The organism is Pseudomonas sp. NPDC088885 (genome assembly GCF_044750025.1).
Lineage (GTDB): Bacteria > Pseudomonadota > Gammaproteobacteria > Pseudomonadales > Pseudomonadaceae > Aquipseudomonas > Aquipseudomonas rustica.
The window spans coordinates 1-16,044 of sequence record NZ_JBIVJB010000065.1 but is presented as its reverse complement, the minus strand read 5'-3'; the positions used below and the strand labels follow the sequence as shown (position 1 = coordinate 16,044).

Genomic DNA, 16,044 nt, shown 5'->3' with positions numbered 1-16,044 from the left:
CAGAAGATCCATCAGGCAGAAACGACTTTGGCAAACCCTGCCCGAATCTTCTCTTCCGGCAAATCATCAGCAATAAACACGATCACACTGTCCCGCGCCTCACCCTCGGCCCATTCGGTGTCCCAGTCGAAACCATAGAGTTTCAACACGCCCTGAAACACCAAGCGACGATCTTCGCCAGCAATGCTCAGCACACCTTTGTAACGCAGCAATTGCTTGCCGTGCTCTTCCAGCAATTCATTCATGAACTCGCTGAGCTGATCGATATCCAGCGGTTGATCGGTGCGCAGCACCAGGCTGGAAATACGATCGATCGACGGCGCCTTACTCACCGGACGCAAACTCAAGCCGCCGCCCAGATCGGCGTTGAGATTGAAGCCGCGTACATCGAGCAGTTCAGCCAGATCGATGTTGCCGTGATCAACCACACGAATCGGCGCGCGACGGTTGATTCGCGTCAGGCGTTCGCTCAACGCGGTGAACGTGGCCTCGTCGACCAGATCGGTCTTGCTCACCAGCAAGCGGTCGGCAAAACCGATCTGCGCTTGGGCGATGGTCTGGTTCAGATGCACGTCCGCGTGTGCGGCATCGACCAGGGTGATGATGCCGTCGAGCAGGTAACGCTCGCGCAATTCCTCGTCGATGAAAAAGGTCTGGGCGACTGGCGCTGGATCGGCTAGGCCGGTGCATTCGATGACCAGACGATCGAAGGCAATTTCGCCGCTGTCCAGACGCTCGAGCAGCAGGTACAGCGCTTTGGTCAGGTCGGTGTGAATGGTGCAGCAGACGCAGCCGTTGGCCAGGGTCATGACTTGCACCGGTTCGTCGCCGAGCAACTGAGTGTCGATGCCGGCGTCGCTGAATTCGTTTTCGATCACGGCGATTTTCAGGCCGTGCTCGGCTTTCAGAATGTGGCGCAGCAAGGTGGTCTTGCCGGCGCCGAGGAAACCGCTGAGTACCGTGACCGGGATGGGAGAGGACAAACGCTTTCTCCTTCACAAAATAAATGAACAACACAAAAACAACTGTGGGAGCGAGCCTGCTCGCGAAAGCGGTGTGCCAGTCAAATCATTCATCAACTGACACTCCGTATTCGCGAGCAGGCTCGCTCCCACAGGGGGGATTGCATCAACCGCAGGCTGTCATCTCAACAGCACTTCGGCCCACCCTTGCCACCGTAACGGGCTTCCTGACGTTCGCGGAAGAACATCTCGTAGCTCATCACCGGTTTGTCCGGGTGCTTGGTTTGCATATGCTCGACGTAGGTGTCGTAGTCGGGCATGCCGACCATCAGGCGCGCAGCCTGACCGAGGTATTTACCGAGGCGACTCAGGTCATTGAACATGCTGCAATCCTCTGGTTACGCATCCGGCAGAGCCTGGAATGGCGATTCTTTATCCGTACGCTCTTTTTTGCCCCAGGCGGCGATGCCGACTTTGAGCGCATAGAACAGGATGCTGAAGACCACGAACAGGAACAGCGCGGTGAGCGTTGCGTTGGTGTAGGCGTTGAAGATCACGTGCTGCATCTGCTCGACGCTTTTTGCCGGTGCCAGCACCTGACCGTTGGCCAGCGCATCGCTGTATTTCTTCGCCAGCGACAGGAAGCCGATCGCCGGGTTGGCATCGAACAGTTTGATGAAGCCCGCCGTCGTGGTGCAGATCAATAGCCAGGTGGCTGGCAGCAGGGTGACCCAAATGTAGCGCTGGCGCTTCATTTTGATCAGCACCACGGTGCCGAGCATCAGCGCGATACCGGCCAGCATCTGGTTGGAGATACCGAACAGTGGCCACAAGGTGTTGATGCCGCCCAGTGGATCGACCACGCCCTGATACAGCAACCAGCCCCACATCGCCACACAACCGGCGGTGGCGATCAGGTTGGCCGTCCACGATTCAGTGCGTTTCAGCGCTGGCACGAAGGAGCCGAGCAAATCCTGCAGCATGAAACGTCCGGCACGAGTACCGGCGTCGACTGCGGTCAGGATAAACAGCGCTTCAAACAGGATCGCGAAGTGGTACCAGAACGCCATGGTGTTTTCACCCGGCAGGACACTGTGCAGGATCTGCGCGATACCGACCGCCAGGGTCGGCGCACCACCGGCACGGGCCAGAATGGTGGTTTCGCCAATGTCATGCGCCACGGCTTGCAGCGCTTCCGGCGTGATCGCAAAGCCCCAGCTGGAGACCACTTGCGCAACCGAGGCGACATCACTGCCGACCACAGCGGCCGGGCTGTTCATGGCGAAGTACACGCCAGGCTCGATCACCGAAGCGGCAACCATGGCCATGATCGCGACGAACGATTCCATCAGCATGCCGCCGTAACCGATGTAACGGGCGTTGGTTTCGTTATCCAGCAGCTTCGGCGTGGTGCCCGAAGAAATCAGTGCGTGGAAGCCCGATACCGCACCGCAAGCGATGGTGATGAACAGGAACGGGAACAGACCGCCCTTCCACACCGGACCGGTGCCGTCGACGAACTGGGTCAGCGCCGGCATTTTCAGCTCGGGCATGGTCACCAGAATGCCGATCGCCAGGGCGATGATGGTACCGATTTTGAGGAACGTGGAGAGGTAGTCACGCGGCGCCAGAATCAGCCACACCGGCAGCGATGCTGCGACGAAACCGTAACCGACCAGCATCCAGGTAATCTGCACGCCGGTGAAGGTGAAGGCCTTGGCCCATACCGGATCAGCAGCAATCTGCCCGCCCAGCCAGATCGAACCGAGCAGCAGCAACACGCCGACCACAGAGATTTCGCCGATGCGACCCGGGCGGATGTAGCGCATATAAATGCCCATGAACATCGCGATCGGGATGGTCGCCATTACGGTGAAGATGCCCCACGGGCTCTCGGCCAGTGCTTTCACCACGATCAGCGCCAGCACCGCGAGGATGATGATCATGATCAGGAAGCAGCCGAACAGTGCGATGGTGCCGGGAATCCGGCCCATTTCTTCACGCACCATGTCGCCCAGGGAACGGCCGTTGCGACGGGTCGACATGAACAGAACCATAAAGTCCTGCACCGCGCCCGCCAGCACCACACCGGCAATCAGCCACAGCGTGCCGGGCAGATAGCCCATCTGCGCCGCCAATACCGGACCAACCAGCGGCCCCGCGCCAGCGATGGCCGCGAAGTGGTGACCGAAAAGAATGTGTTTGTTGGTCGGCACGAAGTCCAGACCATCATTGTTGAGCACGGCGGGGGTGGCCCGACGCGGGTCAAGTTGCATCACATTGTTTGCGATGAACAGACTGTAGTAACGGTACGCAACCAGATAAATGGCCACAGCGGCGACCACAATCCACAAGGCATTGATCGCCTCGCCGCGGCGCAATGCCACTACGCCCAGGGCGCACGCTCCTACGATTGCCAGCAATAGCCAGGGTAAGTGGCGTAGCAGGCTATTATTATTTTTCATTTTATTATTCCAGCCAGGGTGGACAAGAAAGACAGCCACCCCGAGTTTAGCGCTTACGGCGCCAAAGGCCATACCCCGACGTTGGTCTAGACGCTTTAGCGATTGGCTGGCGCCCGCATTCGCGGTCTATAGTCAGCGAACCTTCATGAGGATTGCGCCATGAGCGAGCACCCAGCCAATCGTCGTCGCTTCAAACGTATTGCGTTCGATGCCAGAACCGAGCTGAGTCAGGGCGAGTACATCTGGCCGGTCAAGTTGATCGACCTGTCACTCAAAGGATTGCTGATCGAACGGCCGGAGCCGTGGCTGGGCGATGCACAGAAGGATTTCTTCGTCGACATTCATCTGAGCGATGAGATTGATATCGAGATGGACGTGCAGTTGGCGCACGAAGAGAACGGCCAGCTGGGGTTTGTTTGTCGGCATATCAGTCTGGAGTCGATCCAGCGGTTGCGGCGCTTGATCGAGCTGAACCTGGCCGATCCGCAGGAGTTGGAGCGCGAGTTGGGTGCGTTGATCGAGATCTAGAATTTCCGACAAATCAAATGTGCAAACGAACCCTGTGGCGAGGGGATTTATCCCCGTTGGGCTGCGCAGCGGCCCCGTTTTTTTAGGGCCGCTGCGCGCCCCAACGGGGATAAATCCCCTCGCCACAAAAGCTCACTACCACGGGGTTTTAGTGGTTATTCGAAGAGGGCGTCGAGGGCCTGTTCGAGGCGCGTTACGGCGATGATCTGCAAGCCCGGCGGGGACTCTTTTGGCGCATTGCCTTTAGGCACGATCGCGCGTTTGAAGCCATGCTTCGCGGCTTCCTTCAAGCGCTCTTGGCCACTGGGCACAGGACGCACTTCGCCAGACAACCCAACCTCTCCAAACACCAACAAATCATGCGGCAACGGCCGATTGCGCAAACTCGACATCACCGCCGCCATCAACGCCAGGTCAGACGCCGTTTCCAGCACCTTCACCCCGCCGACCACGTTGAGAAACACGTCCTGATCGTGCGTCGGAATCCCGCCATGGCGATGCAAAACCGCGAGCAACATCGCCAAGCGGTTCTGATCCAGCCCCAACGTTACCCGTCGCGGATTGGCCAGATGACTGTCATCGACCAGCGCCTGCACTTCCACCAGCATCGGCCGGGTGCCTTCCCACGTCGCCATCACCACACTGCCCGGGACTTCTTCCTGCGCCCGCGTGAGAAAAATCGCCGAAGGGTTGGAGACTTCTTTCAAACCCTTGTCCGTCATGCCGAACACGCCCAGTTCGTTGACGGCGCCAAAACGGTTTTTCACCGCGCGCAGCAGACGCAAACGGCCATCGGACTCACCTTCGAAATACAGTACGGTGTCGACCATGTGTTCGAGAACACGCGGGCCGGCCAGCGCGCCTTCCTTGGTGACGTGGCCGACAAGGAAAATCGCCGTGCCGCTCTGTTTGGCATAACGCACCAGCAGTGCCGCACTCTCACGCACCTGGGACACGCCACCGGGCGCCGATTGCAGTTGTTCGGTGAAGATCGTCTGGATCGAATCGATCACCATCACCTTGGGCTTTTCCTGGCGGGCGGTGGCGATGATGGTTTCGATGCAGGTTTCGGTCATCACCCGCAGTTGATCCTGCGGCAAGCCGAGACGCCGCGCGCGCATGGCCACCTGCTGCTGGGATTCTTCGCCGGTGACGTACAGCGCCGGCATGCTCTTGGCGAGGTTGCACAAGGTCTGCAACAGAATCGTCGATTTGCCGATGCCCGGATCGCCGCCGATCAACACCACCGAGCCGTCGACCAGACCGCCGCCGAGCACGCGATCCAGTTCACTGGATGCCGTGGAAAAACGCGGAATCTCTTCGACGCTGACTTCGGCCAGGGTTTTGATCTGCGCCTGCTGGCCGGTCCAACCGGTGCGACCGCTTGGCGCCGTGGCACCGCCGCTTTCGATCATGGTTTCGGTGAGGGTGTTCCAGGCACCGCATTCGCCACACTGCCCGGCCCACTTGGGAAAGGTTGCGCCGCACTCGGTGCAGCCGTACATGCGCTTGGCCTTGGCCATCAGAACCCCCGGGGCAAAAACCGCGATGATAACGCATACATCGGCATTGTCCTTGACCAAGGCACTTCGCTCACCTGTGACTGTATCAATATTAAACCTGTACAGAAGTTGTGGACTTTGCACTTGCACGTACAAGTTTCGAGGGCAATTTAATGGCACTTTTCAAACTATTCGGCAAAGAGCGTGTCGATAAAAAATGTGCATTGTAAGAAGGTGTTTCGCGCAGGACGCGTTTTGCTGATTTACACTGCGTACACCAATCTCATCTGTAACAAGGAAATAACCTATGGGCGTGCTAAGTGAGTTCAAGGCCTTCGCGGTCAAAGGCAATGTGGTCGACATGGCCGTCGGTATCATTATCGGCGCCGCTTTCGGCAAGATTGTCTCGTCATTCGTCGGTGACGTGATCATGCCGCCGATCGGCCTGCTGATCGGAGGCGTGGACTTCAGTGATTTAGCCGTCACGCTTAAAGCCGCTGATGGCGCCGCCCCTGCGGTGGTGCTTGCCTACGGCAAATTCCTGCAGACCGTTCTGGATTTCATCATCGTCGCTTTCGCGATTTTCATGGGCGTCAAAGCCATCAACCGCCTGAAGCGTGAAGAGGCTGTGGCCCCAACGCTGCCACCGGTTCCGACCAAAGAAGAGGAACTGCTGGGCGAGATCCGCGACCTGCTCAAGGCGCAGAACAGCCGGCCTGAGTAATCCTGCTGGCACAAAAAACGGCGCTTTCGAGGCGCCGTTTTTTTACCAGTAGTTTTCCACCGCGACCTGACCGGGCCTGCGCGTCAGGCTCAGGCTCATGTGCCGCTGTTTGAGCAACGCGCGGGTGTCGTCGATCATCTGCGGATTGCCGCACAACATGACGCGCGAGTGCTCAGCCGTCAGCTCAACGCCCGCCGCCCGCTCCAGCTCACCGTTTTCGATCAGCGTCGTGATACGCCCATTCAGTGCGCCGGGATGAGATTCACGGGTCACGGTGGGGATAAATTGCAGCTTGTGGGCATGCTCGGCCAGATAGTCACGCTGCGCCAACTCCGCAATCAACTGTTGATACGCCAGTTCGCGGGCCTCGCGCACGCTGTAGACCAAAATGATCCGCTCGAATTTCTCCCAGACTTCAAAGTCCTGCAGGATCGACAAGAACGGCGCCACGCCGGTGCCTGTGGATAACAGCCAGAGGTCGCGACCGTCGACAAAACGATCCAGCGTCAGATAACCAAAGGCCTGACGGTCGACCAGCAAGGTATCGCCCGCTTCAAGCCGGCTCAGTTCACTGGTGAATTCGCCGCCGGGCACCACGATCGAGAAGAATTCGAGAAATTCGTCAAACGGTGAGGACACCATCGAATAAGCACGCCAAACCGTACTGCCGTCAGCCTTGGTGACGCCGAGTCTGGCAAATTGCCCTGCACGAAACCTGAAGCCTGCATCACGAGTGGTACGCAAGGTGAACAGATTCGCGGTCAGCGGCTGCACATCAAGCAGAGTCTGGCGGGTGAATTTTTCTGCGCTGGCGGTCATGTGGCGCTCCATTCGACGATGTTCGTAGTCTCTCGCAAAGCGCCGTACGTTAAAACCGCCAATTTGTAGTGGTATTACGCATCGACTGCCTTACCCACAACAAGTTGTACTAACAGCGACATTAACTGAATAGAACATTAAGTTAACTAACATGTCGACCTTCATATTAAATTAACAACTTACTAATAACGTTTAATACAAATAAGCATCAGCACAAAGAGCAAAAAAATCGCAGCGCGACGTAGGAAACGTCCTACACTCGGTTTCGTGCGCATTGGATCCAACGCACCCTCAAGTAACAAGTACACGGAGCGTTTGTAATGGAAAAGTGGAAGGAGTCGCAGTTAAGGCAACTGACGTTCGCAAAAAACATAGATAGCGCTTACCCGATTCTGCTGAGCTTCGCGAAAAACATTGGCTTTGATTTTTGCGCGATCAACGTGGCCTCTACTTATCGTGAGGCGCACTTCAATACGCTGGAGATCAATAACTTTTCCGACGACTGGAAACAACGCCATGAACAGCAGCCGAGCGATGAGATTGATCCCGTCACCACGCACTGCCACGGTTCAATGTTGCCCTTCGTATGGAGCAAGACTGCCTACGACAAAGCCCCAAAGCGCTGGCGCGCCCTGCAACACGAAGGACTTCGGCACGGCTGGTCGCAATCATTTCATCGCGAAGAGTTCGGTGTCTGTAGCACCCTCAGCCTGGTCAGAAGCGATGGGCCGGTCAATTCGATTGAGCTTTACGAGCATTTTGGCTGCCTGTTTTACATCACCAGTCACATGACGGATTTGTTCGCTCAATCGTTGCCCAAGCCCGCGCTGGCCCGACAACCGCATTTGTCGCCGCGCGAACTGGAAGTGGTGCAATTGTCCGCCCAAGGCAAAACGGCGTATGAAATCTCGAAGATTCTCAGCCTCAGCGAGCGAACCGTGAATTATCACGTCCAGCACCTGATCGAGAAATTCAAGGTGTGCAACAAGATCTCTGCGGTCATTGCCGCCGCCCGGGCCGGGTATATCTAAACGGCCGGCCTCGCACAAACAGAAAACGTGCGGGTAATTGAATAGAAAAAAACGTACCATTTGTGGCCTTCCTGAGTGTTAACGCCATCCACCCGCGTTGCAGTCCACTCGGTCGGTTCCGCCGCACGACGCCAAAGCAGCGGGACATCCCTCGATCACCCTGAGTCCCCGCCCCATGCCTTTGCTCGATACACCTTTCGCCCAACTCGACTTGATTCGCCAACCCGAACAGCAGAACGAACCGCTGCAAGCTTTCGATGCCGCCGACGAATACCTGCTCAATCATCTGGCCGCGCAACAGCCTGCGGCGAGCACGCGGGTGCTGGTGCTCAATGACAGCTTCGGCGCGTTAGCAGCCAGTTTGCTGGGCAAGGTTGAAGTGAGCAGCAGCGGCGACTCGTTTCTGGGTTTTCAGGGACTGGAAAAGAATTTGCTGCGCAACGGTCAGGCATTCGATGCCATTCGGCCGATTCCGGCGAGTGAGCCTTTGGTCGGGCCGTTCGATCGCGTGTTGATCCGTGTACCGAAGACACTCGCGCTACTCGAAGAACAATTGATTCGCCTGCAAGGGCAACTCGCTCCCGGCGCCGAAGTCATCGCAGCGGCGATGGTCAAACATTTGCCACGCGCTGCCGGTGATCTGCTGGAGCGCTACATCGGCCCGGTGCAAGCATCGCTCGCCGTGAAAAAGGCGCGACTGTTGATCGCCACGCCGGAAGCGAAAGCCCCGGCTATTTCGCCCTACCCGAGCCGTTACAGTCTCGACGAACCGGCCATCGAACTGCTCAACCACGCCAACGTGTTCTGCCGTGAAGGCCTGGACATCGGCACTCGCGCTTTTCTTCCGCACCTGCCGAAAAACCTCGGCAGCGCACGGGTTGCCGATCTCGGTTGTGGCAACGGCGTGTTGGCGATTGCCAGTGCGCTGCACAACCCTGACGCGCAGTACACGCTGGTCGATGAATCGTTCATGGCCGTGCAATCGGCCGCTGAAAACTGGCGCGCGGCGCTGGGTGATCGTGAAGTGAATGTTCGCGCTGGCGACGGTCTGGCTGGTCAGGAACCGCAATCGCTGGACGTGGTGCTGTGCAATCCGCCGTTCCATCAACAGCAAGTGGTCGGCGATTTCCTCGCCTGGCGCATGTTTCAGCAGGCGCGTGAGGCACTGGTGGTGGGCGGCGCGCTGTACATCGTCGGCAACCGTCATCTGGGTTATCACAGCAAACTGGCGCGGCTGTTCCGGGGTGTCGAGCAAGTCGCGGCGACGCCGAAGTTTGTGATTCTCAAAGCCCGAAAATAATCTTCAGGGCAAAAAAAACCCTCCATGCGGAGGGTTACAAAACCGTACCCGAAGGCGCCGGGACGGGGATGATTCAGACTCAGTGCGTGGTCAGGCCTGCAGCGTTCATGAACATGCGCATCAGGCTGGCGGCGATGAACAACACGCCAACACTGCCGGCCCAGATCAGGGCCAGCCAGCCGAGCCGCTGCCACAGCGGTTTTTTTTCGGCTTGTTCAATGTCGTGCAGGGAATGTTTGCCGGTCATTGCATCGATCCTCTGTTAAGCAACGGCGTCACTGAGGACGCCTTCGCGAGCAGGCTCGCTCCCACAAGGGAGCGCAGCAGCAGACTAGTGATAACCGTCTTCGTGGGTGACCTTGCCGCGGAACACGTAGTAGCTCCAGAAGGTGTAACCCAGAATGAACGGGATGATGAACAGCGTCCCCACTAGCATGAAGCCCTGACTCTGCGGCGGCGACGCAGCGTCCCAGATCGAGATCGACGGCGGCACAATGTTTGGCCACAGGCTGATGCCCAGGCCGCTGTAGCCGAGGAAGATCAGCACCAGCGTCAGCAGGAACGGCGTGTAGTGGGCATTACGCGCCACCGCCCGAATCAACCCGTACAGGGTGACCAACACCAGAATCGGCACCGGCATGAACCAGACCAGATTCGGCATGCTGAACCAACGCGTGGCGATTTCCGGGTGGGCCAGCGGTGTCCACAGGCTGACGACACCGATCACCGCCAGCAGCACGAATGCCAGTGGCCGCGCCAGATTGTGCATCTGCTCTTGCAGCTTGCCTTCGGTCTTCATGATCAGCCAGGTGCAGCCGAGCAAGGCGTACGCCACCACCAGTGCCGCGCCGCAGAACAGCGTGAACGGTGTCAGCCAGTCGAGTGAACCACCGGCGTATTGCCGATTGACCACCGGCAAGCCGTCAATGAACGCACCGAGCGCCACGCCCTGAAAGAACGTCGCCGCCACCGAACCGCCGATGAACGCCTTGTCCCACAAGTGACGCTTGTCGTCCTTGGCTTTGAAGCGAAACTCGAACGCCACACCGCGAAAGATCAGGCCGATCAGCATGAAGATCAGCGGCAGATACAGCGCCGACAACACCACCGAATACGCCAGCGGAAACGCACCAAACAACGCCGCGCCGCCCAGTACCAGCCAGGTTTCATTGCCGTCCCAGACCGGGGCGACGGTGTTCATCATTACGTCACGGTCGACTTTGCCGGGGATGAACGGGAAGAGAATCCCGATGCCCAGGTCGAAGCCGTCCATGACCACGTACATCATGATGCCGAAGATGATGATCACGGCCCAGATCAGCGGAAGATCAATACCCATGAGTCAAATCTCCTTGGTCAGGCGAACGTCGTCGCCGTGATCGGCATCGGACGAATCGTCGGCAGCGGACAACGGACGCGCCGGTGTACGTTTTTTGCCAGGGCCACCGTCCGGCGTCTCTGTGCCTTCGCTGATCTTCGGCCCTTTGCGCACCAGGCGCATCATGTAGCCGAGACCGGCACCGAACAGCGCGAAATACACCACGACAAACATGATCAGCGTGATGCTCATCTGCATAAAGCTGTGGTTGGAAGACGCGTCCGCCGTGCGCATCAGCCCGTAGACCACCCACGGCTGACGGCCGATTTCAGTGGTGAACCAGCCCGCCAGAATCGCGATCAGACCGGACGGCCCCATCCACAACGCCAGGTACAAGAACGGACGCGAGGTGTAAAGCGTGTCGCGTTTACGCAGCCACAGACTCCACAGACCGGTGAAGATCATCAGGAAACCGAGGCCGACCATGATCCGGAACGACCAGAACACGATGGTCGAATTCGGCCGGTCTTCCGGTGGGAATTCCTTGAGCGCCGGCACCTGTTTGTCCAGCGAGTGCGTGAGGATCAGGCTGCCGAGGTACGGGATCTCGACGGCGAATTTAGTGCGCTCTTCTTTCATGTCCGGCCAGCCGAACAGGATCAGCGGCGTCGGTTCGTCGCCCTTGTTTTCCCAGTGACCTTCGATCGCGGCGATTTTCGCTGGCTGATGTTTGAGCGTATTGAGGCCGTGGAAGTCACCGATGACTGCCTGGATCGGCGCGACGATCAGCGCCATCCACATCGCCATCGAGAGCATGGTGCGGATCGCCGGGTTGTCCTTGCCGCGCAGCAAATGCCAGGCCGCCGAGGAACCGACGAAAAACGCTGTGGCCACAAACGCCGCAGTCGCCATGTGCATCAAGCGGTACGGGAACGACGGGTTGAAAATGATCGCAAACCAATCGGTCGGAATCACCTGACCATTGATGATCTCGAAGCCTTGCGGGGTCTGCATCCAGCTGTTGGAGGCGAGAATCCAGAAGGTCGAAATCAGCGTGCCGATGGCCACCATCACCGTGGAGAAAAAGTGCAATCCGCGCCCGACCTTGTTCCAGCCGAACAGCATGACCCCGAGGAAACCGGCCTCAAGGAAGAATGCCGTGAGCACTTCATAGGTCAGCAACGGCCCGGTGACGGCACCGGCGAAGTCCGAGAAACGGCTCCAGTTGGTGCCGAACTGGTAGGCCATGACCAACCCCGAGACCACGCCCATGCCGAAGTTGACGGCAAAGATCTTCGACCAGAAATGGTAGAGGTCACGGTACGTGTCGTTATGGGTTTTCAGCCACAGGCCTTCGAGAACGGCGAGGTAACTCGCCAGACCGATGGTGATGGCCGGGAACAGGATGTGGAACGAGATGGTGAACGCGAATTGAATTCGGGCGAGATCTAGTGCCTCTAAACCGAACATATGGCTTCCTCTGTCAGGTAATACCGGCGGCGGGGCTTGTGGCCCCTTGCACTACTGCCCCCACGGATATGGAGTGCGGCGAATTCGGATTCGTTCTTTTTGAAACCATCGCAACGCAGGGAGTCTGGCCAACTGGCCGTCTGATCAATTCCGTTTGGGGTCTTGATCTGGATCAAGCAACGTTGAAAGAGTAGTCCCATTTTTGCGGTTGACCCGCGTGGTCGTTTGCCGCGTGACAAGTTGCCTCATAACCGTGGCAAAACTTTGCAACAAATCCCCGGAACCATGTGATGGTGAGGCAACAACACAGAAACCCTGTGGCGAGGGGATTTATCCCCGTTGGGCTGCGAAGCGGCCCCCAATCCATTCAACGCGTTTTTTCAGATCAATCGAGTCGCCCAATTTGCGACTGCTGCGCAGCCGAACGGGGATAAATCCCCTCGCCACAGGGTGAATTTGTGCTGGCGAGAATATCGATGTCTGGCTAACTAAATTTTTTGTCATAGCAACTTCCTGTTACAGACTGGTGATAACCTCGCGGTTCCCCTCGAACCAGACCTGCCCTCAGATGCCCAGCCAAGAGCCGTTGCTGTTACGTCACCATCGTCCTTTTCTCGCGTTCTGGATGGCGCGGATTTTCACCGCCAGCGGTTTTCAGATGCTCACCGTGGCGATTGGCTGGAACCTCTATCAACTGACCGGCAACGTCCTCGACCTGGGTTTGGTCGGTCTGGTCGAATTCGCCCCGCGCGTGCTGTTCATGCTGCACACCGGGCATGTCGCCGACCGCTATGACCGACGCAAAGTCGCAGCGATCTGCCAGTCGCTGCAGGCCATGATTGCCTTGGCGCTGGCCATCGGCAGCGCTACCGATCACGTCACCCGCGAGATGATCTTCATCCTCGCCTTCCTGCTCGGTGCGGCGCGCTCCTTCGAGATGCCGACCACTCAGGCATTGCTGCCGAGCATCGTGCCCAGCGCCCTGTTCCCCCGAGCGGTAGCGGCAGCGCAATCGGCGCAACAGTCAGCGACCATCGTCGCCCCGGCCCTTGGCGGTTTGCTCTACGCGTTCGGCAGCGTCTGGGTGTATGGCCCGACCGTGCTGCTCTACGTGATCGCCTGCACGCTGATGCTCAACCTGCCCGCGCGGCAAACGCCATTGAACAAAGGCAAAGCCACACTGGATTCGTTGCTGGCGGGGATCCGCTTCATTCGCAGCCGCCCGGATATTCTCGGGGCGATTTCGCTGGATCTGTTTGCGGTACTGCTCGGCGGTGCGACGGCGCTGCTGCCGGTGTTCGCCAAGGACATTCTGCTGACCGGCCCGTGGGGGCTGGGCCTGCTGCGTTCGGCGCCAGCGGTCGGTGCGCTGGGGATGTCACTGTTCCTCGCACGATTTGCCGTGGAACGTAACGTCGGTCGGGTGATGTTCACTGCGGTCGGCATCTTCGGCGTCGCGACCATCGCCTTCGGTCTGTCGACCTCGTTCTGGTTCTCGCTGGCGGTGCTGGTGGTACTCGGCGCGGCAGACATGATCAGCATGGTCATCCGCGCCTCCTTCGTACAACTGGAAACCCCGGACGAAATGCGTGGCCGCGTCAGCGCGGTCAACGGCCTGTTCATCGGCGCTTCCAATCAGTTGGGCGAATTCGAATCCGGCGTCACCGCCCACTGGTTCGGCACCGTGCCTGCCGTGGTCATGGGCGGGATAGGCACGCTGGTGGTGACGGGGACATGGATAAAGTTGTTTCCGACGCTGGCGAATCGGGATCGGATGCATGTGCCGGTGGAAGAGACGAAGGTTTGAGTTCATCGGCAAAATCGGCAGGCCAAACACACATCAGGTGAAAATGTGCGGTACATAGATACCGCACTGAGTGTAATGTATCGCCTTACACTCGCCCCATGATCAAATCCTTTCAGCACAAATAGCAAGCAGGCTCATGCCCATGCACAACCCGCCACACCCCGGCGAAACACTGTTGATGGATGTTCTGCCCGATTTGGGCATCAGTGTTACCGAACTGGCACGGCATCTGGGTTTTGCGCGCCCACATCTTTCGCGTGTATTGCACGGTCATGCGCCGATCAGCCCGGATCTGGCTGTACGCCTGGAGCGTGCGGGCATTGGTAAGGCTCGCGTTTGGCTGGGTGTTCAAACTGATTACGATCTGTGGCAAGCAGAACATCGCGAGCAGCCGCCAATTCAACCGATCGCTGCACACGCCTGATCGACTCAGACCAACAACTCCCCCGCCACTTTCGCCCTGAGCGCCTTGCCCCCCAGTTGCTCAACCAGCGCCAAGGCAAACTGCAGCACCGCACCAGAGCCCTGCGCAGTGATGCAGTTGCCGTCGACCACTACCGGTTGATCAACAAACGTACAGCCTGACAGTTGATGACTGGCGCTGGGCAGACAGGTCATGCGGCGTTGGCGCAGCACGCCAGCAGCTTGCAGGGCGACGGCCGGGGATTCGGCGATGGCGGCGAACAGGCGTCCGGCGCTGGATTGATCCTTAAGTATTTGTTGCAGAGGTTGGTGTGCAGCGAGGTGTTGGGCCCCGACGGCGCCGCCGGGTAAAGCGATCAGGTCGAAGGTTTGCGCCAGCACATCGACGAGCATGCCGTCGGCAGTCAGGCGGGTGCCGCGCGCGCAGGTGAGCATGCGCCGGCCTTCGATGCTGGCCGCGACGACTTCGATGCCGGCACGGCGTAGCACGTCGATGAGGGTCACGCTTTGCAGATCATCGATGCCCTCGGCGAGGGTAATCAGGGCTCTAAAGGTCATAGGCTGTGTCCGCTGGGTGATCCTTTAAGCGTAGTCAGCTTCGCCTGGATCGCGCAGCGCCAGCCGTTACTTGATGTAAAGCTGTGTCGAGACCTTGTTGCCCGGCGCGTTAATAGAAGTGTTGCTGTAGGTGAACGTGCCTTCCTGCTTGCCATCCAGATCAAAGATGTACAGCGTGCCGACGATCTTCGACGCGGCGCCGGTGCATTGCGTGAGGTTGCCGTTTCCGTAGGCGCAGACCTGGGTTTTCATTCCGTCGAGTTCGAAACCGTCCAGCGCGGCATTGGGAACGTGGCCGTAACCCATTTCCAGCACATACACCTTGATGTTGGCACCGGCGTGGTCGCAGGCTGTCTTGTCCTGCCCATCAGAAATATTTTCGATGCCGCAGGCCGCCGACTGCACCTTGAGCACCTGCACACTGGTCAACGGTGGCGCCGATGCCGCCATAACGGCTGGCACACCGGCCATAAACGTGCAAAACAGCCCCAACGATCGAACGAAATTGCGCTTGACGCCCATCATGCCCCTCCCCCCAAAACAGGCGCGCAGTATGGCTCACTTCGCCTGCCTGCAAAACATCGCCGACGATCGCAGCCAATCCCCCATGCTGCTGGTATGATGCGCGGCTTTTTCCGGCCCATCACAATTTCTCAGGCGCTTGCGACGGTCTGTGCTTTGCTGTTGAGGTCGATACATTCACGGCGCTACGCGCGCCACGGGGAGCAGACATGCTGGAAAGGCTGTTTCAACTCAAGGCACACAACACCAACGTGCGCACCGAGATTCTGGCGGGCATCACGACTTTCTTGGCCATGGCCTACATTCTGTTCGTCAACCCGAGCATTCTCGGCGAGACCGGCATGGACAAGGGTGCGGTGTTCGTCGCCACCTGTCTGGCCGCCGCGATCGGTTCGACGGTCATGGGCCTGATCGCCAACTACCCGATCGCCCTCGCGCCGGGCATGGGCCTGAACGCCTTCTTCACTTACACCGTGGTGCTGCACATGGGCCACACGTGGCAAGTGGCGCTGGGCGCGGTGTTCATTTCGGCGGTGCTGTTCTTCCTGCTGTCGATCTTCCGCATCCGTGAATGGATCATCAACAGCATCCCGCTGCCGCTGCGCTCGGCGATTG

Annotated in this window: 17 protein-coding genes; 7 read left to right on the top strand and 10 right to left on the bottom strand. The window is 58.6% G+C overall.

Annotated features, from left to right (window positions below; genetic code table 11):
• Positions 1 to 11: 11 nt before the first annotated feature.
• The 3 genes from yjiA to ACIP1X_RS20920 form a co-directional block, all read right to left on the bottom strand.
• Entirely contained in the window at positions 12 to 983 is a 972-nt protein-coding gene (gene yjiA / locus ACIP1X_RS20930) for a GTPase (RefSeq protein ID WP_400754790.1), read from the bottom strand.
• Between the two features lie 164 nt (positions 984 to 1,147).
• Positions 1,148 to 1,345: a YbdD/YjiX family protein gene (locus ACIP1X_RS20925; RefSeq protein ID WP_003228401.1), complete on the bottom strand. Its 198-nt coding sequence runs from the start codon at positions 1,343 to 1,345 to the stop codon at positions 1,148 to 1,150.
• A gap of 15 nt (positions 1,346 to 1,360) precedes the next feature.
• Positions 1,361 to 3,427, bottom strand: a complete 2,067-nt coding sequence (locus ACIP1X_RS20920) for a carbon starvation CstA family protein (RefSeq protein ID WP_400754787.1) — start codon at positions 3,425 to 3,427, stop codon at positions 1,361 to 1,363.
• Between the two features lie 159 nt (positions 3,428 to 3,586).
• Between ACIP1X_RS20920 and ACIP1X_RS20915 the strand changes: the two genes are divergently transcribed.
• Positions 3,587 to 3,955 carry a PilZ domain-containing protein gene (locus tag ACIP1X_RS20915; protein ID WP_400754785.1) on the top strand — a complete coding sequence of 123 codons (369 nt, stop codon included), beginning with the start codon at positions 3,587 to 3,589 and terminating at the stop codon, positions 3,953 to 3,955.
• A 155-nt stretch (positions 3,956 to 4,110) separates the two neighbouring features.
• Here the strand turns inward: ACIP1X_RS20915 and radA are convergent, their stop codons facing one another.
• Complete coding sequence (radA, locus tag ACIP1X_RS20910) at positions 4,111 to 5,478, bottom strand: DNA repair protein RadA (protein ID WP_008084632.1); 1,368 nt, start codon at positions 5,476 to 5,478, stop codon at positions 4,111 to 4,113.
• 286 nt (positions 5,479 to 5,764) lie between these two features.
• Between radA and mscL the strand changes: the two genes are divergently transcribed.
• Complete coding sequence (gene mscL / locus ACIP1X_RS20905) at positions 5,765 to 6,181, top strand: large-conductance mechanosensitive channel protein MscL (RefSeq protein WP_053124026.1); 417 nt, start codon at positions 5,765 to 5,767, stop codon at positions 6,179 to 6,181.
• Positions 6,182 to 6,223: 42 nt separating this feature from the next.
• Here the strand turns inward: mscL and ACIP1X_RS20900 are convergent, their stop codons facing one another.
• Positions 6,224 to 7,000, bottom strand: coding sequence for a ferredoxin--NADP reductase (locus ACIP1X_RS20900; RefSeq protein ID WP_053124031.1), 777 nt, complete (start codon positions 6,998 to 7,000; stop codon positions 6,224 to 6,226).
• 320 nt (positions 7,001 to 7,320) lie between these two features.
• Here ACIP1X_RS20900 and ACIP1X_RS20895 point away from each other — a divergent pair, with 320 nt between their 5' ends.
• Positions 7,321 to 8,031: an autoinducer binding domain-containing protein gene (locus ACIP1X_RS20895; protein WP_400754783.1), complete on the top strand. Its 711-nt coding sequence runs from the start codon at positions 7,321 to 7,323 to the stop codon at positions 8,029 to 8,031.
• A 175-nt stretch (positions 8,032 to 8,206) separates the two neighbouring features.
• Positions 8,207 to 9,331: a methyltransferase gene (locus tag ACIP1X_RS20890; RefSeq protein WP_400754781.1), complete on the top strand. Its 1,125-nt coding sequence runs from the start codon at positions 8,207 to 8,209 to the stop codon at positions 9,329 to 9,331.
• A 79-nt stretch (positions 9,332 to 9,410) separates the two neighbouring features.
• Here the strand turns inward: ACIP1X_RS20890 and ACIP1X_RS20885 are convergent, their stop codons facing one another.
• The 3 genes from ACIP1X_RS20885 to ACIP1X_RS20875 all read right to left on the bottom strand — a co-directional run bounded on the left by ACIP1X_RS20885 (position 9,411) and on the right by ACIP1X_RS20875 (position 12,119).
• Positions 9,411 to 9,578: a DUF2474 domain-containing protein gene (locus ACIP1X_RS20885; RefSeq protein WP_186614035.1), complete on the bottom strand. Its 168-nt coding sequence runs from the start codon at positions 9,576 to 9,578 to the stop codon at positions 9,411 to 9,413.
• A gap of 84 nt (positions 9,579 to 9,662) precedes the next feature.
• The gene (gene cydB / locus ACIP1X_RS20880; protein ID WP_053124037.1) at positions 9,663 to 10,670 is read right to left on the bottom strand and encodes a cytochrome d ubiquinol oxidase subunit II; all 1,008 of its coding nucleotides are present in this window, start codon (positions 10,668 to 10,670) and stop codon (positions 9,663 to 9,665) included.
• 3 nt (positions 10,671 to 10,673) lie between these two features.
• Positions 10,674 to 12,119: a cytochrome ubiquinol oxidase subunit I gene (locus ACIP1X_RS20875; RefSeq protein ID WP_400754778.1), complete on the bottom strand. Its 1,446-nt coding sequence runs from the start codon at positions 12,117 to 12,119 to the stop codon at positions 10,674 to 10,676.
• 568 nt (positions 12,120 to 12,687) lie between these two features.
• Here ACIP1X_RS20875 and ACIP1X_RS20870 point away from each other — a divergent pair.
• Positions 12,688 to 13,926: an MFS transporter gene (locus tag ACIP1X_RS20870; RefSeq protein WP_212545788.1), complete on the top strand. Its 1,239-nt coding sequence runs from the start codon at positions 12,688 to 12,690 to the stop codon at positions 13,924 to 13,926.
• Between the two features lie 136 nt (positions 13,927 to 14,062).
• A complete protein-coding gene (locus ACIP1X_RS20865; RefSeq protein ID WP_212545787.1) occupies positions 14,063 to 14,350 on the top strand; it encodes a HigA family addiction module antitoxin in 288 nt (95 codons plus the stop codon).
• Positions 14,351 to 14,355: 5 nt separating this feature from the next.
• On the opposite strand, the gene ACIP1X_RS20860 is transcribed toward ACIP1X_RS20865, so the two are convergent.
• Both ACIP1X_RS20860 and ACIP1X_RS20855 read right to left on the bottom strand, forming a co-directional pair.
• Positions 14,356 to 14,907: a DJ-1 family glyoxalase III gene (locus tag ACIP1X_RS20860; RefSeq protein WP_400754775.1), complete on the bottom strand. Its 552-nt coding sequence runs from the start codon at positions 14,905 to 14,907 to the stop codon at positions 14,356 to 14,358.
• A 66-nt stretch (positions 14,908 to 14,973) separates the two neighbouring features.
• Positions 14,974 to 15,378, bottom strand: coding sequence for a DUF4879 domain-containing protein (locus ACIP1X_RS20855; RefSeq protein WP_400754805.1), 405 nt, complete (start codon positions 15,376 to 15,378; stop codon positions 14,974 to 14,976).
• Positions 15,379 to 15,638: 260 nt separating this feature from the next.
• Between ACIP1X_RS20855 and ACIP1X_RS20850 the strand changes: the two genes are divergently transcribed.
• A partial coding sequence (locus ACIP1X_RS20850) for a solute carrier family 23 protein (protein ID WP_400754772.1) occupies positions 15,639 to 16,044 on the top strand: 406 nt, incomplete at its 3' end.